At 53.3% G+C, this 25,916-nt stretch carries 22 protein-coding genes and 1 riboswitch; all 22 genes read right to left on the bottom strand.

Annotated elements, in window-relative coordinates:
• Positions 1–101: 101 nt before the first annotated feature.
• Positions 102–785, bottom strand: coding sequence for a GntR family transcriptional regulator (locus tag DWX59_RS10525; protein ID WP_117558815.1), 684 nt, complete (start codon positions 783–785; stop codon positions 102–104).
• A 42-nt stretch (positions 786–827) separates the two neighbouring features.
• Positions 828–2,000 (bottom strand): mandelate racemase/muconate lactonizing enzyme family protein, encoded by a 1,173-nt coding sequence (locus DWX59_RS10520; protein ID WP_235845001.1) that lies wholly within the window; start codon positions 1,998–2,000, stop codon positions 828–830.
• A 60-nt stretch (positions 2,001–2,060) separates the two neighbouring features.
• A complete protein-coding gene (locus DWX59_RS10515) occupies positions 2,061–3,353 on the bottom strand; it encodes a TRAP transporter large permease (protein WP_117558813.1) in 1,293 nt (430 codons plus the stop codon).
• On the bottom strand, positions 3,350–3,892 hold the full coding sequence (locus tag DWX59_RS10510) for a TRAP transporter small permease (RefSeq protein WP_117558811.1): 543 nt from the start codon (positions 3,890–3,892) through the stop codon (positions 3,350–3,352). Before DWX59_RS10510 ends, DWX59_RS10515 begins: the two co-directional genes overlap by 4 nt.
• 77 nt (positions 3,893–3,969) lie before the next feature.
• The gene (locus DWX59_RS10505) at positions 3,970–5,070 is read right to left on the bottom strand and encodes a TRAP transporter substrate-binding protein (protein ID WP_227116061.1); all 1,101 of its coding nucleotides are present in this window, start codon (positions 5,068–5,070) and stop codon (positions 3,970–3,972) included.
• Positions 5,071–5,438: 368 nt separating this feature from the next.
• Positions 5,439–10,091 carry an EAL domain-containing protein gene (locus DWX59_RS10500; RefSeq protein ID WP_117558809.1) on the bottom strand — a complete coding sequence of 1,551 codons (4,653 nt, stop codon included), beginning with the start codon at positions 10,089–10,091 and terminating at the stop codon, positions 5,439–5,441.
• Positions 10,079–10,204, bottom strand: coding sequence for a hypothetical protein (locus tag DWX59_RS29965; protein ID WP_353626764.1), 126 nt, complete (start codon positions 10,202–10,204; stop codon positions 10,079–10,081). The genes DWX59_RS10500 and DWX59_RS29965 overlap by 13 nt, the downstream gene beginning before the upstream one ends.
• A 226-nt stretch (positions 10,205–10,430) precedes the next feature.
• Complete coding sequence (locus DWX59_RS10490; protein ID WP_117558807.1) at positions 10,431–11,186, bottom strand: ABC transporter ATP-binding protein; 756 nt, start codon at positions 11,184–11,186, stop codon at positions 10,431–10,433.
• Between the two features lie 42 nt (positions 11,187–11,228).
• Positions 11,229–12,248 carry an ABC transporter substrate-binding protein gene (locus DWX59_RS10485; RefSeq protein ID WP_117558805.1) on the bottom strand — a complete coding sequence of 340 codons (1,020 nt, stop codon included), beginning with the start codon at positions 12,246–12,248 and terminating at the stop codon, positions 11,229–11,231.
• A complete protein-coding gene (locus DWX59_RS10480; protein ID WP_117558803.1) occupies positions 12,245–13,033 on the bottom strand; it encodes an ABC transporter permease in 789 nt (262 codons plus the stop codon). The genes DWX59_RS10485 and DWX59_RS10480 overlap by 4 nt, the downstream gene beginning before the upstream one ends.
• The gene (locus tag DWX59_RS10475; protein WP_117558801.1) at positions 13,002–13,298 is read right to left on the bottom strand and encodes a thiamine-binding protein; all 297 of its coding nucleotides are present in this window, start codon (positions 13,296–13,298) and stop codon (positions 13,002–13,004) included. Before DWX59_RS10475 ends, DWX59_RS10480 begins: the two co-directional genes overlap by 32 nt.
• A gap of 78 nt (positions 13,299–13,376) precedes the next feature.
• A riboswitch (TPP riboswitch) is annotated at positions 13,377–13,492 on the bottom strand.
• Positions 13,493–13,529: 37 nt separating this feature from the next.
• Complete coding sequence (locus DWX59_RS28540) at positions 13,530–14,696, bottom strand: collagen-like domain-containing protein (RefSeq protein ID WP_353626762.1); 1,167 nt, start codon at positions 14,694–14,696, stop codon at positions 13,530–13,532.
• A gap of 104 nt (positions 14,697–14,800) precedes the next feature.
• The gene (locus tag DWX59_RS29280) at positions 14,801–15,019 is read right to left on the bottom strand and encodes a hypothetical protein (protein ID WP_117558797.1); all 219 of its coding nucleotides are present in this window, start codon (positions 15,017–15,019) and stop codon (positions 14,801–14,803) included.
• Positions 15,020–15,251: 232 nt separating this feature from the next.
• Complete coding sequence (gene amrS / locus DWX59_RS10455) at positions 15,252–16,079, bottom strand: AmmeMemoRadiSam system radical SAM enzyme (protein WP_117558795.1); 828 nt, start codon at positions 16,077–16,079, stop codon at positions 15,252–15,254.
• Positions 16,076–17,482, bottom strand: a complete 1,407-nt coding sequence (gene amrA, locus DWX59_RS10450) for an AmmeMemoRadiSam system protein A (RefSeq protein ID WP_117558793.1) — start codon at positions 17,480–17,482, stop codon at positions 16,076–16,078. Before amrA ends, amrS begins: the two co-directional genes overlap by 4 nt.
• Positions 17,483–17,593: 111 nt before the next feature.
• Positions 17,594–18,367, bottom strand: a complete 774-nt coding sequence (gene phnX, locus DWX59_RS10445) for a phosphonoacetaldehyde hydrolase (RefSeq protein WP_207660421.1) — start codon at positions 18,365–18,367, stop codon at positions 17,594–17,596.
• Position 18,368: 1 nt separating this feature from the next.
• Positions 18,369–19,490 carry a 2-aminoethylphosphonate--pyruvate transaminase gene (gene phnW / locus DWX59_RS10440; protein ID WP_147325799.1) on the bottom strand — a complete coding sequence of 374 codons (1,122 nt, stop codon included), beginning with the start codon at positions 19,488–19,490 and terminating at the stop codon, positions 18,369–18,371.
• Between the two features lie 32 nt (positions 19,491–19,522).
• Complete coding sequence (locus DWX59_RS10435; protein ID WP_117558789.1) at positions 19,523–22,153, bottom strand: ABC transporter permease subunit; 2,631 nt, start codon at positions 22,151–22,153, stop codon at positions 19,523–19,525.
• Positions 22,154–22,178: 25 nt separating this feature from the next.
• Positions 22,179–22,955 (bottom strand): ABC transporter ATP-binding protein, encoded by a 777-nt coding sequence (locus DWX59_RS10430; RefSeq protein ID WP_117558787.1) that lies wholly within the window; start codon positions 22,953–22,955, stop codon positions 22,179–22,181.
• Positions 22,956–23,187: 232 nt separating this feature from the next.
• Entirely contained in the window at positions 23,188–24,075 is an 888-nt protein-coding gene (locus DWX59_RS10425) for a MurR/RpiR family transcriptional regulator (protein ID WP_117558785.1), read from the bottom strand.
• Positions 24,076–24,461: 386 nt separating this feature from the next.
• Positions 24,462–24,689, bottom strand: a complete 228-nt coding sequence (locus tag DWX59_RS10420; RefSeq protein ID WP_117558783.1) for an HPr family phosphocarrier protein — start codon at positions 24,687–24,689, stop codon at positions 24,462–24,464.
• 141 nt (positions 24,690–24,830) lie between these two features.
• Positions 24,831–25,865, bottom strand: coding sequence for a substrate-binding domain-containing protein (locus tag DWX59_RS10415; protein ID WP_173906069.1), 1,035 nt, complete (start codon positions 25,863–25,865; stop codon positions 24,831–24,833).
• Positions 25,866–25,916: the final 51 nt, after the last annotated feature.

Raw genomic sequence — 25,916 nt, 5'->3', positions numbered from 1 at the left:
GGCAGGGGTATAAACAGGCAGGAAGACAGGAACCCACTGGATGGTGGATTCCTGTCTTCCTGTCTGTTATATGGCATCTTTTACCATCTTCTCCCGACAGCCTATTCCTTCCAAGCCGACCTGTAAATCTGGACCGTACTGTAAATATGGGATTCCAGGGCCTTCCTCAGTCCGTCCACATCACACAGCAGCAGCTGGTTCACAATCTCCGTGTGCTGATCCTGTACCTGGCGCAGGGTCTTTGGGGTATGGCAGCCGTATCCCGCAAACATGCAGGAATGGGCATTCAGGCTGTTGTACATATTCATGATCTGCTGGTTGCGGCTGCATTTGACCAGTTCCGTGTGCAGCATGCGGTCATGTTCGGTCAGAAGGTTGAAGTTTTCTTTTGTGAAATCCGCAATGCATTTGCCGTATTCATGATTGGAAATGTCCAGTATGTCCTGGATATGCTTCACAAAGTCCTCGTCATGGCGCACGCGCTCCACTGCAGGAACGGCGCAGAACTGCTCGACCATCAGGCGGGCCTCCCAGTTATCCTTCATGTCCTGGAAATTAAAGGTCCGCACCTTCATGCCGCACTTTGGTATGGATACCACAAGACCCGTTGCAACCAGCTGGTTCAATGCCTGTTTGACCGGAGTCTCGCTGGTCCCAAACTCCTCGCAGAGCAGGCGCACGGTAAGGCGGTCCCCTGGCTGATATTGTTGATTCTGAATCTTTGCCCTGATTTTCTGTGCCACCTCATCCGCAAGCAGCTCAGGTCCTTCATGCCTCTTTTCCATGTGGCAGCTCTCCCCTGTAGAACTAGTCTAATCCCAGTTATTTTACATCATTATAATATATTTTTCCAATTTCGTCCAGTCCAGGTCAACCCCCAGGCCATCCCCCTGGGGGACGTAAAAGTTCATATGGCTGTCCGCCCGGAACGGCTCTTTGACAATGTCTGTTTTCAGAGGATTGGGATTCTCCTCGGATTCCATCATTTCTGTATTGGCCATGGATGCTGCCAGATGCAGGCTGGCACCGAACAGAACCGCGGAACCAAAACAGTGGAGGGAAACCTTCCGTCCGGACGCCTCTCCCATGGCGCCAATCTTGCGGCACTCCGTAAACCCTCCTGCCCAGCCGATATCCGGCTGCAGGATATCAACCGCATCCATGCGCACCATGGTTTCAAAATTCTTCAGCCCCTGCTGGGTCTCGCATCCCGCAACCAATATGGGGGGCAGCTCCCTGGATATGCGCTGCATCCCCTCCAGGTCTTCAAAGGGAACCGGCTCCTCCAGCCAGCACACGCCCAGGCGGTGAAGCTCCTGCCCAGCCTGGATGGCCGTATAGGAATCCCAGGATGCATTGGTATCCACAATCAGGCGGCCCGTCCCAAGAACCTCCCTGGCCGTCTCCATGCGCCTGATATCCTCTTCCACGGTCACGCTGCATTCCTGGTTCGCCATGTAGCACAGAGGTGAACCGGGACGGTCCAGGTTCCGCCCAATCTTGATTTTGGCATCCTGATAGCCTTTTTCCATATATCCCTCAAGTTCCGCCCTCAGTCCGTCAATCCCCTTGCCCGGGGCGTAGAAGCCCCCGCTGGCATAGGAGGGGACCATATCCGAACAGGCGCCCAGCAGCTTATACACAGGCATATGGCAGATTTTTCCCAATAAATCCCAGAGTGCAATATCAATACCGCTGATTGCTCCCATTACCATGCTTCTGCGGCCATGGGCAATGGTGCGCCAGTACATGGTGTTCCAATGCTTTTCAATCTGAACCGGGTCCTGGTCCATCAGAATGGGGGCCAGCTGCATTTCCACAATGTACTTCATGACAGCCAGGGGGGCCCCATATGTAAATGCCTCACCGATTCCATAATATCCGGAGTCAGTCTCTATCCTCACAAGAAGCGCCTGTCTGGCAGCAGAGGTTGACAGGGCGTCGCTGATAGGAGAACAGGTACAGCCCAGGGGGATTCCTTTTACTGCTGTGATTTTCATGGTAATTTCCTCATCTTTCTTAATAGATACAATCGTAAAACACACCCTGGCCAGCCATCATCACACGCTCATTCCCAACAGGGTGGGGAACCACAGGCTTAACCGCGGGATGAAGGTGACCAGCAAAAGGGCTGCCAGAAGGGCGCCCAGCCACGGCACCAGGGCTTTGGAAAACCTTCCGATGGAAATATCGCCAATCTTGCTGATGACAAAGAGGACCAGCCCAAAGGGCGGGGTCAGAAGCCCAATCATCAGGTTCAGCACCATGACAATGCCAAACTGGGTCAGGTTGATGTCATAGGCGGCCAGAAGCGGAAGAATCAGCGGAACCACGATGGTAATGGCCGATGCAGTTTCCAGAAAGCAGCCAATGATCAGCAGGAACACATTGATGATGATTAACAGCGTGAACTTGTTGGATACGATGCTGGTCATGGAAGCCAGTATCATCTGTGGGATCTTGGCCCTGGTCGCCACGTAGCCAAAAAAGGTGGCGCCTGCTATGATCAGGGCAATGGTGAGTGAATCCCTCACCGTCTCCTTCAGGATGGCGATGAATTTCTTCATGGTCAGTTCACGGTAAATGAACACATCCAGCACAAGGCTGTAAAGCACCACAATGGCCGCGCTTTCCGTGGGGGTGAACACGCCTCCGTAGATGCCCACCAGCAGGATGAAGGGGGCCATGAGCGGAAGGAAACCTTCCTTCAGCGCGTGGAAGAACTCCCCTGCCGTGGGGAATTTGGTTCTGGGATAATGACGTTTTACCGCATAGATGGTGACAACCACCATCATGATGAAGGCCATTACAATGCCAGGTATGATTCCGGCCATGAACAAAGCCCCGACGGACGCGCCTGACACGGTCGCATATACCACCAGGGGGATGCTTGGGGGTATGATTGGGCCCAGCGTGGAAGAAGCAGCTGTTACACAGCAGGAAAAGTCATTGTCGAACCCATTTTCATTCATGGCCCTGATTTCGATGGCCCCAAGGCCTCCGGCATCTGACACGGCCGTGCCGGACATGCCGGCAAAAATCACGCTGGACAGGATATTCACATGACCCAGGCCTCCCGGAAGCCAGCCCACCACCTTCATGCAGAACGCAAACAGCTTCCTCGTTATCCCTCCCGTGTTCATCAGCTTGGCCGCCAGAAGGAACAGGGGGATTGCCAGCAAGGTGAATGAGTTGGTACCCGTATAAAGATATTGGCTTAAAATGCTCCACTTCATTCCGGTAGTTGCCATCATCAGGGCGCAGCCGGTAAGGGCCATGCTGATATATACCGGGACCTTTAACAGGAACAGGGCCAGCATGCATATCAGGATTACTATTATAATAAGCTTCATATGCCCAGGTCAACCTCCTTTTCTTCCTGCAAGGCCTTTTCTTTTGCCTCTGCGTTAATATCCATGGTCTGGGGTTTCCCAACCATGGCGGCGCCTGCTTTTATGATAGAGACAACCAGCATGCAGCCAAAAGAAAACATGAATGCATAGTAGAGCCAGTTCATCTTTATCCAGGTCATGGAAACAGCTGTAACGCCCTGGTTGCTGCCTGTAAAAGTAATCAGGCTGCGTATACAGAATACACTGAAGGCCGCTGTGAGGATACTGACCAGGATGCTGATGATCCTCTGTGCTGTCTGGGGAAGCATATTCACAACCATATCAACAGCAATATCCGCTCCTTCCGTCAGCGCCAGCGGCGCCCCCAGGAAAATAAGGAGGCTGAAACTCAGCCTTGAAAGTTCCTCTGTGAAATTCTGTCCAATGGTAAGCAGGCGGCAGGAAATCTGGATACACATGCAGGACAGGATTAAAAGCAGCAGGAAGACACAGACGGTTTCCACTATCTTAAGATACCAGTGTGCGATTTTTTTTAACATGCGGGAAGACCTCCTTGATGAAACCGGCCGGGGAACAGGGCATCAGACACTGCCCGCTGCCCGGCCGGATTTTCCTGTTATTTTGCGTAGCTCATGACCTCGTCGTATGTAGATACGTTCCATTTTGTCTCAAACTGCTGCTTGTAAAAGTCTGTCAGGGCATCACGGAATGCTTCACGGTCCACATCCACCAATACCATGCCTCCGTCCAGACAGTCCTTCTTGTACCGCTCCCTGTTTTCCTTGGCCAGCTGGTCCGCATAGGCCAGATTTTTGGCCGCACAGTCGTTTAATACCTGCCTCTGGCTGTCGCTCATGGAATCGTACAGGTCCTTGTGGATGAACAGTCCCACAAACTCATACACATGGTCTGTCTCAGCAATATTCTTCTGCACCTCATAGAGCTTCAGGGTATCCATCTGCTCATAGCCGCCCTCGCAGGCCTCTGCCACCTTGGTCTGAAGAGCCGTATAAAGCTCGCTCATGGCAACCGTGGTGGAGCTTACCCCCAGCGCGCTCCATGTATCCACATACACGGTCATGCCGGGAAGACGGAGTTTTAATCCGGCCACATCGGACGGGGACTTTACCTCCTTGTTGGAAGCCAGTTCACGGACATCCCTCTGGTGCCAGCCCAGGGTCACGAAGCCATTTTCCTCATAGCGTTCCTTCAGTTTATCACCAATGCCGCTGTCCAACAGGGCTTTCAGATGGGCCTCGTCCTTAATCAGGAACGGGCTGTCCAGGAATGTGTACTCAGGCGCATAAAGGTCCAGTCCTTCCAGCCCGGTCATGGCCATATCCAGGTCACCGCTGGCCACGGAGGAATAGTTGTCAGAAGCGCTTCCCAGGGTCCCGTCTGCAAAAAGGCTGATGTTGATGGTGCCGCCGGACTGCTCCGCCACATCTGCCACGAACTGTTCCAGAGCCACTCCCGCCGGACCATCGGACGCATAGGCTGTAGCCAGGTCGATGTTAAAAGTCTTATCCTCCGGTGCAGCTGCATCGGAGGAGGCTGCGGCCCCCTCACTTTTCTGTCCCGCATCCCCGGAGGTCCCTGCCGGTTCCTGTCCAGCTGCAGATGTAACCTGGGAGGATGTTCCTGAACCGCTGCATCCGGTCAGACCGGCTGCCAGTACGGTACAACAAAGTAACGCCATGATTTTTCTTGATTTCATAATGATTCTCCTTTGCTTTTTCGGTGTTGTTTCCCCGACCCGTGTTGACTTGTCAGTATTAGGTCTAATTTGTTTCACGCACTAATTATACAAACTTATAAGTGGAATGTCTATGTGCAATATTTATTAATTATTGGGTCTAATTTTATTCAGATTTTACAATGTTTTTCTTTATTATAGTATTATTTTTTTCATATTCAACTTATAATCAGGTCCAAAAAAGCATCAAGCATCTGTAACTTCGCCAAGAATTAATTAGGTCTAATTGTTCAAATTTGAGCAAAAAATAGGGATGCTGAAAAACCGGCCACAGCCTCTTTCAGCATCCCTTATTTAAAAATCATCCAGCCAGTCTCCTGTCCTGACCTTTACTTTGCAAGCTCAATCCGGATGGTCTTCATGGAAGCATCATACTTCCTGAACGTACACTTACTGTACATCTTGGCTGCAAACAGCGCCACATCCGCCTTGTGGTAAAGGCCGTCAAAATCCGTCCCCTGCTCCGGGACCATGACATAACCCGCAGAGATGGAGAACACGATGTCACGGCCTCCCCCATGGCGTGTGGTGGACATCTCATCCACAATCCTGTTCAGTTTTGCCTCCACATCCTTTTCGCTGATATTCTTACACAGGACAATGAACTCATCCCCTCCAATCCGGCATACAATGTCATCACTGCGGAAATAGCTTTTCAGCTTTCTCGCATTCTGCACAATCATGGCATCCCCAAAATCATGCCCAAATACATCATTGGCCAGCTTAAAATTGTCCAGGTCAAACATGATCAGGGCCCCCGGGGCCTGTGTCCCCTTGGTCAGGTAAGCCTGGATGGCCGGTATGGCAGACTGACGGTTAAGAAGCCCGGTCAGGGGGTCTGTGGAAGCCATCCTGGTCAGCATCTGGCTCTGCAGCCTGGTCTCGGTAATATCCGTGGTATATCCCACCACCACTGCCGGGATTTTATTTTCATCCACCAGGGTCTGGGCCGCGGTCCTGAACCATACCCGGGAATTGTCCTTTGCAATCACCGGGAACTCAAGGATAAGGGTACCCCCGTCCTGATTCATGCGCAGCCTTTTATTGTATTCGTGAAAAGCCTGCCTGTATTCCTGAGGGATACAGCTCAGGTTTTTAAGGCCATGGGACAGGTTAGGGAATACTTTCCCTACTTCCACTCCCCTGCCGCAGAAATACTTTATGAAGTTGGAATTGGTCACATTGGTCAGTACCAGGGTGTCCTGTCTGAGATTCCACTCCCAGCTGTTAATGTCAGCCAACCTGAGGATGCTTTCCTGCTTCCGCCCCAGAAGGTCCAGTTCCAGCTTTTTCTCCTGGATGCCGGTTACGTCCTTGTAATTAAACAGATAGATGGTTTCATTCCGTGTATGTTCCACGGACATGGCCTCGGTCCTCACCCACATGCGCCTGCCGTCCCTGCACACAAATGGGGATATGTGCACAAAACTGCCGCCTTTCCCTGACATTTCCCGGATTTCACGGAGCAGTTCCCCATAACCATCCCCCTTCCGTTCCTTCAGATACCCTCCAGCCTCCAAAAGCTCCAGGTACCCTTCCCTGGAATATCCCATGGTCCGGGCCAGCCCGTCAGCAATGATTTCATGCTCAAACCGCCCGTCATGACAGCTGACAAGGACAAAATCCTCCGGAACATGGGCCAGAAGCAGACGCAGCCTTTCCCGCAGGGTCACCAGTTCCGTAACCTCCAGGACAACGCCCTGGAAAAACTCCTTGTCCCCGTACAGCATATGCCTGGTCTGGTCAATGACCCATATATATCCCCTGGCTGCCTTCATCCGGTATTCCATATTATAGGTTCCTTCACTGCCGGTAAGGATGTCCGCCCCCCTCATCACCCGGTCCCTGTCATCGGGATGCACCATATTCATGAATTTGTCATCAAACAGTTCCTTAATCTGGTTCCTGGTATACCCAAATATTTCCAAAAATCGGTTGCTTATGTAGGTGAAATCAAAATCACGGTTCTTGGCACAGCGGTGATATCCCCCCGGCATGTCATTATTAAGGAAATTCAGTTCCTCATTCCTCTGTTTTAAATTGCTGTTGCTCTCCATCAGCAGGCGTTGGGCCTCCATGGTCTCAGATATGTCCGTACACGCGCTGACAATGGCAAGCCTTCCGTCCTCGGCTTCAATTACACGTCCCTTATCCAGGGTCCAGAACCAGGATCCGTCCTTTTTTTGCATCCGATAGATGGTGGTGTACTCCAGACCCGCATAATACTCAGGTCCTATATCCTGCCCTACCCGCATCCGGTCGTCCGGATGGATGGTATTGATTACCTGATACCCAATGGCATCTGCCAGCTCCTCAAATGTATCATAACCCAGAAGCCGTACCATCTCATGGTTGGCAAAATACAGCGGGAATCCCTCCTCACAGTATCCGCCAATCATTCCGCCGGGCGTCATCTGCGCAAATATGGACGCCGCCACACGGCGGTTCTCCTCTGCCAGCTGCATGAAGGACCCGTCCTTCCCGGATATATGGACCACTGCGGATAAGGCCCTCTGGGAGGCTTCCAGCATCCGTTCCCGGTGCCGCTGCTCCGAAATATCAGACACAGCGCCGTAGAACAGCCTCCGCCCATCCTGCTCCCTAAGGAAGAACACGCGCAGATGCATCCACATATAGGTGCCGTCCCCTTTTCTGCGGCGCAGGTCCCCTTCCGCCCCTTTCAGCGGATTTTCATAAGCCTGGGTAAATATGCCAAAGGCATGCTCCCTGTCTTCTTCCCGGGTATCCTTAAGGATGAATTTCCTCTGTTCCTCCAGTTCTACTGCGCTGGTGCCTGTAAGGGCGCAGTACTGTTCATTAACCCGCAGCAGCTCCAGCTGTCCGTCATATACCTCGTAGAACGCCACGGCGCCCAGTATGTTATTCATCATGGCATCGCTGGCAATATCCTCTTCCAGCATGTCCTTAAGCCTTACACGTTCAATCTGTTTTGCCCTGATTCCCCGGAAGTCTATGTTGTCCTCATCCGACAGAAGGGGTTCAAATACCTCAATGGGCATGGGATGGAAGAAATAATACCCCTGTCCATAGGTGCACCCCATGTTCATCAGGAAATCAATCTGCTCTTTTGTCTCAATCCCTTCCGCAATTATGCGCAGCCCCATGATATTGGCCAGCCTTGTGACCGCCTCCAGGATTTCCATGCCCTTGCCCACGGATTTACCATCCATCTCAAGGAATTTCATGTCAATCTTAAGTACGTCCACATTGACGTCCTTCAGCATGTTCAGGGAGGAATAACCGCTTCCAAAGTCATCCATCAGTACCGTAAAGCCGGCTTCCCGCAGTGATTCCACCACGCCGGGAATCACATTATACTCTTCCACATAAGCGCTTTCCGTTATCTCCACTTCCAAAAGCCGCGGTTCAATGGCGTATCTTTCTGTCAGTTCCTTAAACACGGCAGTCACATCCACTGCATAGATATCCATCCTGGAGACATTAACCGATATGGGGACCGGCCTGTGTCCCCGGTCAATCCATCTGCGCAGTTTCCGGCAGACCTCTTCCCAGATGAACAGGTCCAGTTTGGTAATCAGACCGTTGTTCTCCAGCAGCGGAAGGAATACGCCCGGAGGAATCAGGCCCCTGACCGGATGGTTCCAGCGCACAAGGGCTTCCAGCCCCACAATCCTGCCCGTGTCAAGACAGCACTTAGGCTGGGCATAAAATACGAATTCCCCATGGTCCAGCCCCTTCTGCACCTCGGACAGAAGCTTATGGTTTTCCTCCATCTCCCGCATCATACGGCTGTCATACCGGCACATTCTCCTGGCATAACTTCCCTTCACCGATGCCAGGGCTATACATGCCCTATCGTACATGGTGCTGATGGACATGGACATATCCTCGATGCCATATATCCCAAAGGCAGGCAGGAAACCGGCCGTGCCCCCGCTCTGTCTCACATACGTCATGATCCGGTCCTGCAGTTCCCCGATGGCCGCCCTGTGGTCCGGGATGATGATGACAAAATCATCCCCTCCCATGTATCCTGCAATTCCCTTATATGCGGCCTCAATTTCCTTCAGATGGCAGCCGATCCTGGACAGAAGCCGGTCCCCCTCCTCCTGCCCATACCATTCATTAAACAGCTTGAAGTGCTCTATATCCACTGCTGCCAGACAGTATGTCCCGGTCTTGCCAGAAAGGAATTCCTGTGCCCGTTTCAGGAACACGGTCCTTCTGAACAACCCGGTCATGGGGTCGAATTCCGCGTCCTTTGTTTCCAGCGCCTTCTTAATCTCATCCTCATGGGATTTCTGTTCGCTGATATCCTGTATAAAACACATGACGGTGTCATCATCACCCGAGCCCCGCTTAAGGGGCACCACAACCTGGGACACCCAGGTATAGCCGCCCTCCAGGCGCAGCCTCCTGAACTGTCCCTTGAGCGCTTTTTCATCCCTCCCATGGTCCAGGCATCCGCGGATCCTTTCCCTGTTCCAGAATTCCCGGAAGGAATCCCTGTCCTCGGGATGGATCATGGCGCCGGCCATCTCCTCAAGCATCCGGCCAAGGTTCCCTTCCACACCAGGAATCACATACTTGTCCTCTGCGTGGTATAAAAGCCGGTAGCTGTCCCTGGTAAAATCCAGTTCAAACAACTCATCATATACAGATATATTGGTAAGGCTGTAAAACAGGTTCTTGTTCCCCTCATGTATCTCCCGCACCAGGACCATGTTGCAGGTACCCATTCCAGGCCAATCAATCCGTCCTGTCCCCACCTCCAGCCACTTCTGGACCACCTTGTTGTAGAATACCACCGCCTCATCATCCTCCCGCTCAAAGGGACAGCGCGCGCATGGCTTCGCCTCCTGGCACAGTTTCTCATAACAGATGTCTCCACACTGCAGTTCCGGAAACTTATCCCGAAGGGCTGAATTGAAATGTACAATCCGGTAATTGTCATCAATTATATAAATACTGGTTTCGTTGCTGCTCTTTACCGTGTCCATGGATGACCTCTTTTCCATAATCTGCCGGGGTGTGCCTGAAGATTGCTTTCCGTCATCTGTGCGTCCCGGTTTGTGGGTGATTCGGGCCAAATGAAGGGCGCATAGAGGGCTATGTAACCTGAATTTGGCCCAAATATACCGCGAAGCGGGGCGGGCTTTGCCCTAAGGTACCTAGGGCGGATTCCTTAGGGCAGATGGCGGGAATGAATGTCCAAACACCCCCTGATGTTCATGGTACCATTATATTCTGCTTCCGGTACTGCCGTCAACCGGAGAATCTGCTTTCACACCGCAAAAGGAAAAAGGATTTCCAGCAGCCACACCGGAAATCCTTTTTTGCTAAACCGTATCCGAGTACTTCCTCAGATGGTTCAATATTGTCTTCTTGTATTCCAGAAAAGCTTCGGTCACCTGGAAATCCTTTGCCCTTGGCTTTGGCTCCTTTATCACGATTTCCCCTGTTATGGTGCCCGGCTTTCCGGTCAGCAGGTATATCCGGTCGGAAAGGAGAACTGCCTCGTCAATATCATGGGTAATGAACAGGGTGGACAGGCGGATCTGTTCCATCACATCCAGGTACCAGCCATGGACCGACTGTTTCGTAAGCATGTCCAGGGCGGAAAACGGTTCATCCAACAGCGCCACACTGCCGGAAAAAAGATAGGTCCTTAAAAGCGCCGCCCGTTGGCGCATGCCCCCGGAAAGCTGGGCCGGATACTTTTTCTGGGTGCCTTCCAGGCCAAATCCTGCAAAATACTTCCCCGCCTGCTGCCTGGCCTCTTTTTTCTTCACGCCTTTTACAATCAGGGGGAGGGCCACATTATCCTCAATGGTGCAAAAGGGGAACAGCAGGTCCTTCTGAAGCATATAACTCACATGGCCCGGGCATCCGGTAATATCCTCCCCGTCCATCACCACCCTCCCCTTATCCGGGGCGCTTAGGCCTGCAATGATATTGAACAGGGTGGTCTTGCCGCCTCCGCTGATACCTAACAGGGACACCAGCTCCCCTTTGTGCAGCTCAATGGAAATATCCCGGATGACCGGTTCCCCGTCAAAGGATTTGGATATTCCTTCAACCCTCAGCTGTGCCATCGGCTCCTCCCCTCCTTCCGCCGTATGGGCCCCGCATCCATATCAGGGCAGATACTCATTGGTAAAACCTGTATTTTCCTCAATGGGGGTCTCTGTCAGCCCTTTTTCACCCAGCCAGCCATAATATGCATTCCAGCGCTCCGGGGAAATGTATCCCCACTGCCCTGCATCTGCCTGGTACTTGTCAGCCAGGTATATCTGGCTGGCCTTCACAAGCTCCGGGTCCAGTTCAGGCGCCGCCTTACAAAGGATGGCCGCCGCTGCCTCGGGCTCCCTGGCCGCATACTCATATCCCCTGCCCACGGCTTCCACAAATGCCTTTGCCGTGTCCGGTTCATTTTCCAGGAAGTCATTGTTCGCAATAATGACCGGGGTGTAGAAGTCAAATACAGGGTCCATGTCCGCAAATGCAAAATAATCCGTTTCCAGCCCCTCCAGCTCCGTCTTCACACCTGCCCAGCCATAGAAAATCCAGATGGCGTCCACTGATTTCGTCTTAAGGGCAGTTACCTCGTCCGTGACCATGCTGGGAATCAGCTTAATCTTGTCAAAATCCCCGCCGTCCGCTTCCACCACTTCCCGGATAGTGGCCTTTTCAATGGGAAGGTCCCAGGTGGCATACTGTCTGCCTTCCAGTCCCTTGGGCCTGTCCATCCCCTCCCCCTTCCGGGAAATGATGCCGGATGTATTGTGCTGGATAACCGCCGCCACCGCTGTCACCGGAAGCTTGTTTTCGCCTGAAAACGCAGGCGCCAGGCTGTCCTGAAAAGACATGGCAAACTGGGCCTTGCCTGACGCAGCCAGCACCTCAGCGCCGTTTTCCGGCGGCTGCACCATGGTTACCTCAAGGCCCGCATCCCTAAAATATCCTTTTTCCCGGGCCACATATAACCCTGTATGGTTGGTGTTGGGCGTCCAGTCCAGCACAAACGTAATCTCCTTAAGGGGCTGTTCCTCCTGACTGCCTGCCCCATGCCCATCACTGCCTGATGCTCCTGCGCATCCGGTCAGGATTGCTCCGATCAGGGCCGCTGCCAGCAGGCCTGTGTATCCTTTTCTCATCCTGTCCTCCTTCTGCCTGTCCCGTCTCCTTTTTCCCATGGCATGCACTTTTCCTGCAGCAGCTCCACTGCCCGCATAAGCAGCAGGCTGATGACCGATATGAGAAATATGACCGCAAACATTTTATCAAATGAAAATGCCTTCCTTACCCTGGTCATATATACGCCCAGCCCGCCGAAACCGCCCAGCCACTCCGAGATGACCGCCCCAACCACTGCATAGCTTGCCGATATCTTAAGGCTGGAAAAGAACTGGCCCATTGCCCCCGGCAGCTTCAGATAACGGAATATCTGCATCCGCCCTGCGCCCATGGCCCGCAAAAGGTCCACCGCGTCCGGGTCAGCTGACTTAAACCCTGTGAGCAGCCCCACCGTAATCGGGAAAAATGTGGTAATGACAATCAATATGACCTTGGGCGTCATCTCATAACCAAACCAAAGCACCAGAAGCGGCGCCATGGCCACGGCCGGCACGGTCTGGGTCAGCACCACAATGGGATAAAATGCCTGGTAAGCCCGCTTAAAACGGTCCATGAGCACAGCCGCCGCAAATCCGGTGGCAATTCCGCATAACAGTCCCAAAGCCGCTTCTGCCAGGGTTATCCGGGCATTATCCATGAGTATGGGGAATTCGCTTATAAAAGTCCTCAGTACCTGGATGGGGGAAGGCAGCATGAATCCCTGGACGCAGCCCAGGGATACCGCTGCCTGCCACAGGACCAGGATAAAGGCCGCTGCTGAAAATGACCATATCCTACTGGTGGTGTTTTGTAACTTTCTTTTCAATGGTAAGTACATCTCCTTCAGGATGGTAAGATACTTTAATGTACGCGGCCACGGAAGGCGCTCCCGCCCTGACTGCAATATGCTGGCACTCCTTGACAATATCCATGAGCTGGTCATAATCCCCCTCAATTGCAGTCTCAAAGGGTCCTACATAGTAGTTTAACCCCGTACTTTTAATGTAATCAATCACCTCGTCCACAATGCGGATTAATTCCTCATTGTCCTTTGCCTCCGGTAATGTCTGAATGGCTACACTTGCGTTCATAAAAACCTCTCCTCCTCATCTTTTATCAGCAATTCCGGTTATAAAAATCCCGCCCGGATAATCCGGGCGGGATATTACAGACATGGTCTGTGCACTTCCTACGCTGGCATTATCCAGATCAGGTATCAGGGTTCGGAAACCGGAGTTCCATCTCAGCCGGTATCAGTTACGGACCAGCACCCCTCTTTGTTTTCTTGCTACAGTATACTACGGCAGGTTTTAAAAGTCAATTTAAGATTCCCTGCGCAGCTTAAAGATAACCATGGTCAGGGTTCCCTCTGTCCCTGCTCCCGGGCTGTTGTAGGTGAGTGTGAACACAGTGGGCTGCACCACCTCAATGATGAAGGAAACAGACCCAAATGCGCTGGACCGGTCCGGTCCTGTCATGAAATAAATCCCGTATTCAATATGGGAGCTGCCATTATAGGACGGGGTAATCTGCATATATGTTGTACCTGAGTACAGCACCGACACCTCATAAAAAATAGAGTAGAATCCCGGCTGCAGGGTTATATGGGTCGAATCCGTCAGCACAATGTTATCCGTAATGTCCGCTACCCCGATTCCCATGGGAATCAGTTCCGCATTCCTGTATACGGCGGCAAAATTAATAAATGATGCAAATATATCATTGGGATATGGCTCCGTAGGGCCTGTAGGGCCGGTTGGACCCTGGATTCCGGTGGATCCTGTAGGGCCGGTCGGGCCCTGGATTCCGGTGGATCCTGTAGGGCCGGTCGGGCCCTGGATTCCGGTGGCTCCTGTAGGACCGGTCGGGCCCTGAAGCCCGGTGGCTCCTGTAACACCTGCGTTTCCCTGGGGCCCCGCCGGTCCCGGCACTCCCTGAATCCCTTCAGGACCTGGTTCCCCCTGAGGCCCCATTGGTCCCTGAGGTCCGGCCGGGCCAGTGGGGCCAGCTTCTCCCTGAGGACCTGTTGGCCCGGTATTCCCTCTGGGGCCATCTTCACCGGTTGCCCCCTGGGGGCCGGTCACTCCCATGCCTCCTGTTGGGCCTGTTGGCCCCGGTACTCCTGCTGCCCCGGTTGCCCCCCTTGGCCCCATGGGTCCCTGGATTCCCTGAAGTCCTGTGGCGCCCTGGGGACCAGGGACTCCCTGAGGGCCTGGCTGCCCCTGGGGGCCGGTCACTCCCTGAGGGCCGGTCACTCCCTGGGGGCCGGTCACCCCCTGAGGACCTGGCTGTCCCTGAGGGCCTGGCTGCCCCTGAGGGCCGGTTGCTCCACGGGGACCTGCCGCTCCCTGAGGCCCCGGCACTCCCTGGGGGCCGGTCACCCCCTGGGGGCCGGTCGCCCCACGGGGACCCAGCACTCCCTGGGGGCCGGTCACTCCCTGGGGACCTGTCGCTCCCTGGAGGCCTGACACCCCTTGGGGGCCGGTCACTCCACGGGGACCTGTCGCTCCCTGGAGGCCAGTCACTCCACGGGGACCTGTCGCTCCCTGGAGGCCTGGCACCCCTTGGGGGCCGGTCACCCCCTGAGGGCCGGTCACTCCACGGGGACCAGGCACGCCTTGCGGCCCAGGCACTCCCTGGGGGCCTGGCAGCCCGCGGGAACCGGCAGGGCCAGTCGCTCCCCGGGGGCCAGCGGGACCCGGCGCTCCCTGAGGGCCTTCCGGCCCAGGCGCCCCTTGAGGACCTGCCGGACCGGCAGGCCCGCGGCAGCAATAACAATCACATTCCCGAGGCATGCAATCATTACCATCATCAAAGTTACATCTGTCCATTTGATTGTGATACATTCTACTCTCCCCCTGTCGCATACAGCAAATGCACTGCCAGGCTTTCGGCGGCAGTGCATTCACGTCCGTTACTTCCATTATATGCGAATCCATCATACAGGTTACCAGGACAGGCATAAGGCTGCCTTTTGTCCAGACGGTTAACAGGATGGGATGATTGATGAAGGTATTCATGAAATGAGGGTATTCATGAGGGCATTAACAGTTACCGGCAAATACGTACTCCAGGCTTTCCCGGGCAGCCATGACCAGCGCATACAGATGGCGGATATCCGTTGCATCCCGGTCCGTCATCTTCCACCTGGGGAAAAACCTGGTAATATGAAGGGGAATCCGTGGATCCACAGACGCAACCCAGGCAGCAAGTTCCCTTATCTCTGCTTCTGAATCATTTTCACCAGGCACAATCAAGGTCGTAAGCTCCACATGGCATCCGGCGGCCGCCTGCTCTATGAAATGCTTCACCACCTCCAGGCTGCCTCCCAGTTTCCCGTAATAACAATCCGTAAAACCTTTCAGGTCTATATTCATGGCATCCGTGAAGGGCAGCACTTCATCCAGGACCTTACCGCTTACGCTCCCATTGGTCACAATCACATTTTTCATCCCGGCCCCCCTCACAAGGCGGGCCGTATCCCGGACAAACTCCCATCCTACCATGGGCTCATTGTAGGTATAGGCCACGCCTATATTCCCCCTGGCTCTAAGGTCCGCGGCCTTTTCCGCCAGCTGTTTTGGGGTCACCGGGACAATCCGGCTGTCCGCCTCACCTGCCATGGATATCTCATGGTTCTGGCAGAAGGGACATTTTAAATTGCATCCAAAGCTGCCCACGGACAGGATCATGCTGCCCGGACAGAACCTGCGAAGCGGCTTCTTCTCCACCGGGTCCAGGGCCATGGATGTGAGTTTGCCGTAATTTAATGGTATGATTCCATTGCCCCGGTTTCCCCTGGCCCGGCAGATGCCGGCCTGCCCGGTATCCAGGCTGCACCGGTGCATACATACATCGCATGTCATCCTCATCCCTTATCACCATGCCTTATGACTTCAAAACGCTCCAGGCTGACCCCTTTTTCATCCGGCCCGATTCCGGCCTTCTGCCTGGCAATGCCTATCTGCTGCTCCACCGTATCCACCCCATCCAGATTCGGCAGTAGAAGCCCCCTTTTCCGTCCTTTGGACACAATGACGCCATACCGTTTTACATCCAGCTCCTCAGGCCCCTTTATGGGCGATGTTTCCCCCAGGACGTCCACGCTGTACACCAGCTGCTGCAGTTCATCCTCCCGGACCGACGGGAACCTGGGGTCATGGATGCCCGCGCTTACCGCATTTTGGATGATTTCCTCCGCCACATTGCCGCATACGGGCGAGATGGTACCGATGCAGCCCCTAAGGGCGCCGTTTTTATGGATGGACACAAATACGCCTGCCCGGGATCTTAACATTTCATCCGGCAGGTTCCCTCCCACTGCCTGCATGGGTATCATCCTTCTGGTATGCACGTAATGCTCCAGGGATTTTCTTGCCAGGGATACGTATGCGTCTTCTTTTTCCTGTTTCTTCCTGCACTGCTCCTGTTCCAGTTCCTGGTATGCACGTAAAAAGAAACGGCTTTTGTCCTCTCCCTGTACCTCGAAGGTGCAGATGCCGTATCCCACCCCAAAAGGCCCTTCGTAGGACAGACGCCGGGGCTTTACCGCCATGCCGTCCATGGCGCCTGCCATCATGGTAAAGCTTCTGTGTCCGCATTCCCCCGCCTTCTCACAGAACCCCTCCGTGAATTCCAGCAGTTCCCCGAACCTGGCCTCTCCCATCACATCCATGATGCGCTTATCGTATTCCGGCCCCTGGGCGCAGAAACCATAAGGACCCTCCTCCTTCAGTTTATGGGAAAGGTCCCCGCTGGCAACAATCACCGTCCTGCGTCCCAGACGCCCTGCCGCACGGGCAATCAGCTGTCCGGCCCGGTAATGGTCTGCCAGGGAAAGCCCGGAACCTCCGATGCGCACCAGCTTGTAACCGCGGTAAACCTGGTTGATGAAATACAAGGGAACCATGGTTCCATGGTCCAGTTCCCTGTCCCTCCCGCCCTCGCTTCCCATGGGGAAATCCGCGTCGTCCGAAAGGCCGCAGAGTTCTTCCACAAATCCGGTGTCATACTCTGCTTCCACTGCTTGCTGAGGGGCAAGGAACTGGCCAAAGTCCCCCTTTGCACCGGTTCCCGGGGATACATGGAAGTAATCCGCATACATCACCGTGTGGGGCGACAGCATCACAATGGTATCCGGCTTTAATGCCGCCACCAGACCGGCCGCCTCACGATAGGCCTGGACCGTGTCCTTTATCCGTACCTGCTGGCCCCGTCCCACATCGGGTATGATAAGAGGCGGGTGAGGTACCATGATTCCTGCAATTATGGCCATAGGCTTCTCCTTTCTTTTGCTGCATGTCCTGCTTCAACTACTTACTATTATAACCAAAAGAAAGAGGCTTTTCAATGCCGGTGCCCCACGGCGCCGTGTCCTGACATACTATTATTGGAGTATAAGCTCCAGAACCCCCCGTATATCCCTGACCACCCAGTCGGCCCCTGCCTCCAGGAACCTCTGGCTCACAATCTTGCAGGCATGCTCACTGTCCTCCGGGGAAAGGGCCTCATATTCCGCCATGGACAATCCCATGGCAGAGCTTCCCTCCAGGATCCCCACCGTATAAACCCCGGCATTTTTCCCTTCTTTTATGTCAGAAACCGTGTCCCCAACCTTCATGACACGCCTGACATCGGAAAGCCCCAGGGCCTCCATGTTGCGGAAAATCATGTAGGGGAACGGCCTTCCTTTGTGTCCCGTGGAATCCGGGCTGAACCAGCAGTCCGGGCTGTAACCCTTTTTTGCAGCGGCAGGCACCACAATGTCCATCATTGCATCCGTATATCCGGTGGTGGAGCCGATCCGGATTCCATGGGTACGCAGCGTTTCCACGGTTTCTTCCACATATGGCTTTACATCAGTGAATCCGCCCACCAGGCCAAGGATCTTGCTTTCGCTGAGCACATAGACCTGTTCCACATCCTCCTGGGTAAACGCCCGGCCATGGACCCTTTCCCATTCCCTGGAAATCCGTTCCATCTCCAGCATGGTCCGCACATGGTCGCGTTTTAACATTCCCATGGGCCCCCGTATCTCGTCCATGGTGGGCCGGATTCCATATTCCCCAAACGCGTCTGCAAATGCCTGTACCGGGGCAAAGCATCCGTAATCCACGGTGGTGCCTGCCCAGTCAAAAATAACTGCGTCAAATAATGCCATTTTACTGTCCCTCCATGTCATGTCCCCTGGCTTTTCTGCCCTCCAGGAACTCTTTTATTATACCATAAAGTTTTATGATATCATCCTCATAGATTTCCCCGATATTGCCAATCCGGAAGGTGTCCGCGTCCGTCACCTTGCCCGGATAGATGGCATATCCCCGTTCCTTTATATAATGGTACATTTCCTCAAAGGAAAAGCAGCTGTCCTTTGGGTAGAAAAAGGTGGTGATGATGGGGCCCTGATATTTCCCTTCAATATATGGACGGATACCAAGGCCTGCCAGCTTCTTAATCAGAAGCCTGTTATTGCCTGCATACCGTCTGCTCCTGGCCTCAATCCCGCCTTCCGCCTCCATTTCCCTGAGCGCCTGCGCAAAGGCCAGCACCGCATGGGTGGGGGAGGTGAATCTCCATTTCCCGTCCTTTTCCATGGTCTCCCACTGGCCGTACAGGTCCAGGGACAGGCTTAACGCCTTGCCCCTGCATTTCATCAGTTCATCCCGCCGGCAGATGATGAAGGAAAATCCCGGCACGCCCTGGATGCATTTGTTGGCGCTGCTGATGATGAAATCAATCCCCAAATCCCCGGCCGGTATATCCACGCCGCCAAAACTGCTCATGGCGTCCACGATAAAGACCCGGCCCGCTTCCTTTACCGCCTTTGCCACAGATGCAATATCGTTTAAAATCCCGGATGTTGTCTCGCTGTGCACCATGCAGACATGGGTAATCTCCGGGTACTTCTGGATGAACCCACGGATCCGGTCCGCCGAAGGAACCCGGTCATATTCCTCACAGTACTGGATGAACGGGATTCCTGCGTGCCTTGCAATGTCCGCCATCCTGTCCCCATAAGCGCCGTTGGAGGCAATCAGCAGGCAGTCCTCCGGCCCGGCGCAGCTTGTCAGGACGGACTCCACCCCAAAGGTGCCGCTGCCCTGCATCAGTACGCAGGTATATTCCGGTTCCGTCACATGGGCCAGCCCAAGAAGTTTCCTGCGGATTTCCTGTGTGATTTTCTTATAATCATCATCCCAGGTGCAGTGGTCAAACATCATCTCTTTCTTCACGGTTTCCGTGGTCGTTAAAGGCCCCGGTGTCAGCAGTTTATAATTCATCATATCGGTTTGCTCCTCTTTCCTCTTGTTTGTGGTTATTTACAGCTTTCTGAAAGGTCCTGATGCTGTTTCAGCAGGTCCACCGTCAGCTTTTGGGGAAATACCTTTGGATAGGCGGACATATTGGCAGGATCCCCCTGTTCCCCTTCATAAACCGGCAGGGGGTATGTTTTAATCAATTCCGCCCTTCCGTTTTTAATGATACATTCAGCCATCTTCTGGGCCATCGGGCTGGTCTTGCCGCCTTTATCAATCACTGCCACGGATTCGGTCAGGGAGAAGTTCCCTTCCAAGGGGTCCACATAGTCTACCGGCAGCCCCTGGGCCTTATCTGCCACGGCCTGATGGCGAAGGCCGAATCCAATGGCCACCTCCCCTGCACGCACCTTCTTAAGGGGAGCTGAACCGGAGTTTTCAATATGCGGGCCTGCATTTTTGTAAATACCGGCAAGCACTTCCCCCGCGCCGTCCTCGCCGTATTCACTGATAAGGGCCTGCATCAGCAGCCATGCGGTGGATGAACTTTTGATATCGGTTACCGAAACAAGACCTCCGTACTCCGGCTTTGACAAATCCTTCAAGCAGGCAGGCATGGCCAGGTTATGTTCCTTCATCATCTCAGTGTTGACAATGATTGCGCCCTCCTGCTTTGTAATCGGCGTGTAGTAAGAAGGGTATTCCTCTATTGCCCCGGCGTCAAAGGCAAGGTCCGCAAACATATGGTTCTGGTCCTGGGCACTTTCCAGGTAAAAGGAGCTCATGGTGACCACGTCCGCCTCTATGTTGGTCCCCTCTGCCAGCAGCTTGCCGCCAAGCTCAGAGGTCCCAAAGGACTGGAGCAGGTATTTTCCTTCAAATCCATTGCTGTCCAGGGCATGTTTCATGGCTTCTATGGCCTCATCATCCCCATTGGAATAGATTACCACCTGTTTTTCCCTGCCGGAACAGCCGGTTAATGTGAGGGCTGACGCTGCAATCAGTGCAGTCATTCCCAGGGTTGCTGCTTTTTTCCACTTTTTCATGAACGTTCCTCTTTTCTTTTTTATATGTTCCCCTCTTCCTGCTAACGCGCCGGACAGCGCCTTGGCCCCAAGGTTCGTGACCATGATCAGGATGGAGAGTACAAATATCTCATTGAATTTTGTATAATACTGCAGTTCCTTTATTTTCGTGGTGATGACCATGGTCCTGGCTCCTGCGATGAAAATCACGGCGCTGACCGTTACCATTGCATTGACAAAGTAATAGCTGAATACTTCCAGCAGGGTGGACACGGCGTTGGGCGTGACCACGCGCAGGATGGTCCTGAACCAGGTATCCCCCATAAGCAGGGCGGTTGTTTCCCAGGTCGCGTTCATCTTTGCAAGGGTGCTCTTCATCATCAGGTATGGCGTGGAGAAAAAATGCACCACATTGCAGATGACCAGGAGGAAAAATGTATTCTGCACCGGGGTCCCGGAAAAGGTGAACAGGAACGCGATGCCGATTACCATGCCAGGTATGGTGTTGGTCACCAGGGCAATGCTTTCCATGATGTCCTTAAGCCTTTGGTCCAGGCTGCTTCTGGCAGTTGCAAGGGCTGCCCCGTACACAATCAGGGAGCCGGTCAGGGCGGTCAGGGCCGCAACCAGGATGGAGTTTTTGTATACGGCCACAAGGGAGGAGTCCCGGAACACATCCCAAACATGGCTGAATGTGAAATCCATCTGATAGGGCCATTCCTGTACCATGGGTACCACGAATATGACGGCAAACACACTGAGGACACTGGCCAGGATGGCACAGGACGCCGCGCCGCAGGACACGTCCCGGAACCTGCCCCTGCGGATTTCCGTATTGGAAATACGGCTGTATCGGATATTATAGCGCTCCAGGTAATGAAGCAGGGAAATGCTCACAACGGACGGCACCAGCATGGACATGGCCACCACGGCCCCGCGGTTGAAATCCGGCACGCTCCCCAGCATTTCATTGTAAAGCACCGAAGCCACCACGTCATACCTCCCTCCCACGGATGCCGGGATGCCGTAATCCGTAAAGCAGAGGAAAAAGCACTGTACAAAAGAAGCGGCCAGGGTTCCAAGAAGGGGCCGGATTACGGTCCCAAGGAAGGTGGAAAACGGGCTGTCCCCCATGATCCTGGATACAATCATGAACTTTTTGTCAATAAAACCCATGGAATTAAATATCAACAGGAAGGAAACCGGCAGGGTGTAAATCACATACCCTAAAAGCAGTCCCCAGAATCCGTATATATCAAAGAGCTGCCGTCCCAGCAGCCTGGTCAGAAGCCCCTGTTTCCCAAAGGAATAAATGATGGCGAATCCATATGTGATGGTGGGAAGCAGCATGGGAATCACGGCCGCCAGGCGTATGAACCCCTTCAGTCCCCCAGGGACATTGGTGTAATGGATGGTATAGGAAAGGATGAATGCCAGGACTGTGGTCACCACCGCGCTGAGGGACGCCACTGCCGCGCTCCTTGCAAATACTCCTGCAAATCCCTTTCCGGTAAGCACATCCGCATAATGCGACAGGGCAATGCCTCCCTGGTACTCAAAGGATTTACCCAAAAGAAGCAGGATGGGAACCAGCAGGAATATCAGGAAAACACCGGTAACCAGCGCGTAAATGCCCTTAATCTCCCTTTCTTTCATAGTCTTCATTGTCAAACCTCCCATCATTTACCGGTCAGCCTGCCTGCATGATTACGCGGGCAGCCGGTTCCCTCTGGAACAGGGAGAAAATATTATTCTTTTTTATCACCAGCTGGTTTAGGATGAATTCCTCCACAAAGCGGTCCGCAGGCCTGCCTATGATTTCCTCCGGTCTGCCAAACTGGGCAATGCCCCCCTTATTCACAATCATCACCTTGTCGGAAAGGGTCAGGGCCTCCTCCGGGTCATGGGTAACAATCACCGTGGTCAGTTTGAATCCCCTTGCAATCTCCTTGATTTTTTCTTTAATGGATTCCTTGATTACCCCGTCCAGGGCGCTTAAGGGTTCGTCCAGCAGCAGGATTTTGGGCTTCATGACCATGGTCCTGGCCAGCGCCGCCCTCTGCTTCTGCCCGCCGGACAGCTGGTCAATCCGTTTGCACAGATGTTCCCTGAGCCCAAACAGGTCAATGAACTCCTCCACCTCCTGATCCGTGGAAATCCCCGGCCGGTTCTTAAGCCCGTATGTAATGTTCTTATATACATTAAGGTTGGGGAACAGCGCATAATCCTGGAATACAATGTTAAATCCCCTTTCCTCCATGGGAACCCGGGTGATGTCCCGTCCCTGGAACACCATCTGCCCGCTGTCTGCATCCGTGATTCCAAGAATCAGGTTCAGCAGGGTGGTTTTCCCGCATCCCGACGGACCCAGGATGGATACGATTTCCCCATCCCCGATTGTCAGGCTGATGTCATCCAATATGGTTACTCCGTCAAATGATTTCCTGATATGTTTCAATTCCAGCATAAATGCCCTCCTTCAATCTGCCCAAACCGTTCTTCTAAACACCCACATTAAAACACAACCGCCCGGCCGGATACAACAAGATCCATGTAAGTCCTTTGTAAAGGGATGGTAAAGCCGCAAAATGGAAAAAAAGAAGGCTTGTAGTCTTTCTACAAAACCTTCTTTTTAATCAGGCGGGAATGGATTTCCAACCACGCCCCGGTATGCCTGCCTCCGTATGATCCGGCTGCCCTCAGTATGCCTGCCTGCGTATGATCCGGCTGCTCTCATCCAGCTTTCCTGTAAAATGTCCATAGTCCCTGAGGATGATTCCCATGTATATCATGTCTACCACTGCGGTCTGGGACATGCGGGAAAATATGGCATTGCCATACAGGAGCTGCTGGCTGCTGGTACACAGCAGGATATCCGCATATCCCGCAATCAGCGAATGTTCAAAATTCGTGATGGCAATGGTGGCAGCCCCTTTCTTTTTCGCCAGCTTCATCACGTCCACCGTATTCTTAGATGAACCGGAATAGGATATGCCGATTGCAACATCCCGGCTGTCCAGATTGCCGGCGCTTATATGCTGGAGATAGATATCGTTGTACATGATGCAGTTAAACCCCAGATACATAAGCTTTGTGACCAGGTCCCCTGCAACAGAGGCCGAATTTTCCACGTAGTAGACGGCAATCTGCCTGGCGCCGCAGATGATTTCAGCCGCCCTGTTGATGGATGACGGGGATATATGTTTTAACGCATCATCCAGATAAGACACGGACTGGGCCACCACGCGCCCGGGAACTTCCTCCGGCCGGTCCTGGGCGGATATCTCGTAGCCATACCGCAGGACATCCTCTGAACGCCCGCCGCCCTCCTCTCCCGTTCCACTGCCATTACCGCCCATGGACGCCTTCAGGACCTGGTACTTGAATTCCTTAAAGCCTTCCAGTCCCAGGGCTTTCACGAACCGCATCACGGTGGGCTGGCTGACCCCGGCCGCCCTGGCCATGGCCGCAATGGACATTGTCTCCGCCGGTCCGTCATACCCCAGGTAATAGTCCGCTGCCTTTTGTTCGGATTTGCGCAGGCTGGCATATATCCGTTTTATCTCGTATTCCAATGGTTTTGCCATTTCTCCCCTTCTTCCCGGGACCCTGTTTCCGGCCCCCTCTGAATTGCCTGGTACTTTTTCTACAGGATCCCATCATCCGTCCTGCACCCGTACCCAATTCCCGATTTCCCCTGTCAGTGCAAAATGCCCGGCAGGTCTTTGTACTTTTTTCCGTACAAAGGCCTGTTGGCAGGTTCCTGTCCATTGTCACATCCTGGCAAACTAAGAGATACCATTGTTTGATAAAACTTTCGTAAAGGGAAGGTAAAATATTCCCCGGGGTATAAAAAGGCCGGGGTTGGGATATCCTCCTTCCATATTAAAAAGACGCCTGACCGCTGCATATCCCGCAGCCGGCCGGCGCCTGTTTCCAGTGTCTGTATTTAAGTATGGGGATTCATGTTAAGTCATGCTGCATAAGGAGCGATTTCTTCCAGAAGCGCGTCGCATTCATCTGTATGAAGAATCAGCTCCACTGTCTTGGACTTTGCCAGGGATAACACACCAACCACTGACTTTGCATCAACCACACGGCTGCCGCATTTTACATCTGCATCATATGAATAGCGGTTGATGATCCGGACGAAATTAATAATCTGGTCTGCCTGGTCAAATTTTACAAGTATATGTTTCATCTTTATTCACCTCCGTATAGTATATTTCCATTTTTTCTTCTGTATACCGTTCTTTTTCTTTACATCCTTATCATAGCATGCAGGCAATTACAATTCTATGGTAATATCTTTTTAAATGGCGTAAAATTGTACATTCTTTACCTATAACCGGGTTTCCCAGTACTCAATATTGTCCTTGTCAATGCGGATTGGCTCCCCGGATATGATTTCCAGACCGCCGTCATATCCCGTGTCTATCCTGTATGTCCTGCCATTGTCCAGAAGGATGTCCTCCCCCGGCTGTTCCTCTATGTCCCCGGACCACAGCCCCATGGACACCAAGGCCGCCACCTTTCCCATCTCCACCGGATCCCATATGTACATCATAGGGCATATATCCTCTTCCCCATCGCCGATGTATTCCGCCATCTGGCTGGGCAGGCCCAGGCCTATTACCTTGACCGTCTTTTCTTTTCCCTGTTTTTTTACCACGTCCGCCGCTGCCTTGATTCCTTCCGTGGACAGGCTGCAGATGACCTTCACATCCGGGTAGTTCTTTAGCAGACGCTCGGTTTCCTTTGCAGCCTTATCATATACGCCTTCCCCAAAAGCAATGTCCACCAGGCGCATATCCTTATATTTTGCCTCTTCCAGTTCCTTTTTCATCCAGTACATCCACTCATTCTGGTTGGCGGAACGGCTGCCCGCAGAAAGGATGCACCACTGGCCGCTGCCCCCGCATAGCTCACAGGCCGAACGCACCAGGGCACGCCCCAGCTTCTCTGCGTCTACCGGTTTAATGTAAATGCTCCTGCTGTCCGCCTGTGCATCCGCATCCAGGGTAATCACGGATATGCCTTTTTCCCTGGCTTCCCTGAGGGCCGGCGCCAGAGCATCCACATCATTGGCAGCCACTGCAATGGCATCCACCTGTTCATGGATCAGGTTGCGGATCAGCCGGACCTGCTCCTGGGCCGTGGCCTCTTCCGGATACAGGGTGAGACAGTTTTTGCCTGCATCCTCTATGACACTGCGGTATCCCTGGCTGGCCAGCTCATTGTACCAGTTATCCCTGGATTTCATGACAATGGCATAGGTCCCCTTGTCGTGAAGCTGCGTCCCATAACAGGAGCTTATAAAGATTCCTGCCATCATCAGTATCACAGCCAGTATCCATACACCATGCCTGCCCTTCATCTTCGCCACCGCCTTCAATGAATTTCTTTTTCCAGTATATACCTAACAGGG

The sequence above is a fragment of the Enterocloster aldenensis genome (genome assembly GCF_003434055.1).
GTDB lineage: Bacteria > Bacillota > Clostridia > Lachnospirales > Lachnospiraceae > Enterocloster > Enterocloster aldenensis.
Note: the sequence above shows the minus strand (reverse complement) of the source record. Positions and strands in the feature narration are given on the sequence as shown.

Excerpts from the sequence above, each read along its gene's own strand:
- DWX59_RS10525 (WP_117558815.1), bottom strand. The coding sequence starts at position 785 with ATGGAAAAGAGGCATGAAGGACCTGAGCTGCTTGCGGATGAGGTGGCA.
- DWX59_RS10520 (WP_235845001.1), bottom strand. The coding sequence starts at position 2,000 with ATGAAAATCACAGCAGTAAAAGGAATCCCCCTGGGCTGTACCTGTTCT.
- DWX59_RS10515 (WP_117558813.1), bottom strand. The coding sequence starts at position 3,353 with ATGAAGCTTATTATAATAGTAATCCTGATATGCATGCTGGCCCTGTTC.
- DWX59_RS10510 (WP_117558811.1), bottom strand. The coding sequence starts at position 3,892 with ATGTTAAAAAAAATCGCACACTGGTATCTTAAGATAGTGGAAACCGTC.
- DWX59_RS10505 (WP_227116061.1), bottom strand. The coding sequence starts at position 5,070 with ATGAAATCAAGAAAAATCATGGCGTTACTTTGTTGTACCGTACTGGCA.
- DWX59_RS10500 (WP_117558809.1), bottom strand. The coding sequence starts at position 10,091 with ATGGACACGGTAAAGAGCAGCAACGAAACCAGTATTTATATAATTGAT.
- DWX59_RS10490 (WP_117558807.1), bottom strand. The coding sequence starts at position 11,186 with ATGGCACAGCTGAGGGTTGAAGGAATATCCAAATCCTTTGACGGGGAA.
- DWX59_RS10485 (WP_117558805.1), bottom strand. The coding sequence starts at position 12,248 with ATGAGAAAAGGATACACAGGCCTGCTGGCAGCGGCCCTGATCGGAGCA.
- DWX59_RS10475 (WP_117558801.1), bottom strand. The coding sequence starts at position 13,298 with ATGAACGCAAGTGTAGCCATTCAGACATTACCGGAGGCAAAGGACAAT.
- DWX59_RS29280 (WP_117558797.1), bottom strand. The coding sequence starts at position 15,019 with ATGATGGTAATGATTGCATGCCTCGGGAATGTGATTGTTATTGCTGCC.
- amrS (WP_117558795.1), bottom strand. The coding sequence starts at position 16,079 with ATGAGGATGACATGCGATGTATGTATGCACCGGTGCAGCCTGGATACC.
- amrA (WP_117558793.1), bottom strand. The coding sequence starts at position 17,482 with ATGGCCATAATTGCAGGAATCATGGTACCTCACCCGCCTCTTATCATA.
- phnX (WP_207660421.1), bottom strand. The coding sequence starts at position 18,367 with ATGGCATTATTTGACGCAGTTATTTTTGACTGGGCAGGCACCACCGTG.
- phnW (WP_147325799.1), bottom strand. The coding sequence starts at position 19,490 with ATGATGAATTATAAACTGCTGACACCGGGGCCTTTAACGACCACGGAA.
- DWX59_RS10435 (WP_117558789.1), bottom strand. The coding sequence starts at position 22,153 with ATGAAGACTATGAAAGAAAGGGAGATTAAGGGCATTTACGCGCTGGTT.
- DWX59_RS10430 (WP_117558787.1), bottom strand. The coding sequence starts at position 22,955 with ATGCTGGAATTGAAACATATCAGGAAATCATTTGACGGAGTAACCATA.
- DWX59_RS10425 (WP_117558785.1), bottom strand. The coding sequence starts at position 24,075 with ATGGCAAAACCATTGGAATACGAGATAAAACGGATATATGCCAGCCTG.
- DWX59_RS10420 (WP_117558783.1), bottom strand. The coding sequence starts at position 24,689 with ATGAAACATATACTTGTAAAATTTGACCAGGCAGACCAGATTATTAAT.
- DWX59_RS10415 (WP_173906069.1), bottom strand. The coding sequence starts at position 25,865 with ATGAAGGGCAGGCATGGTGTATGGATACTGGCTGTGATACTGATGATG.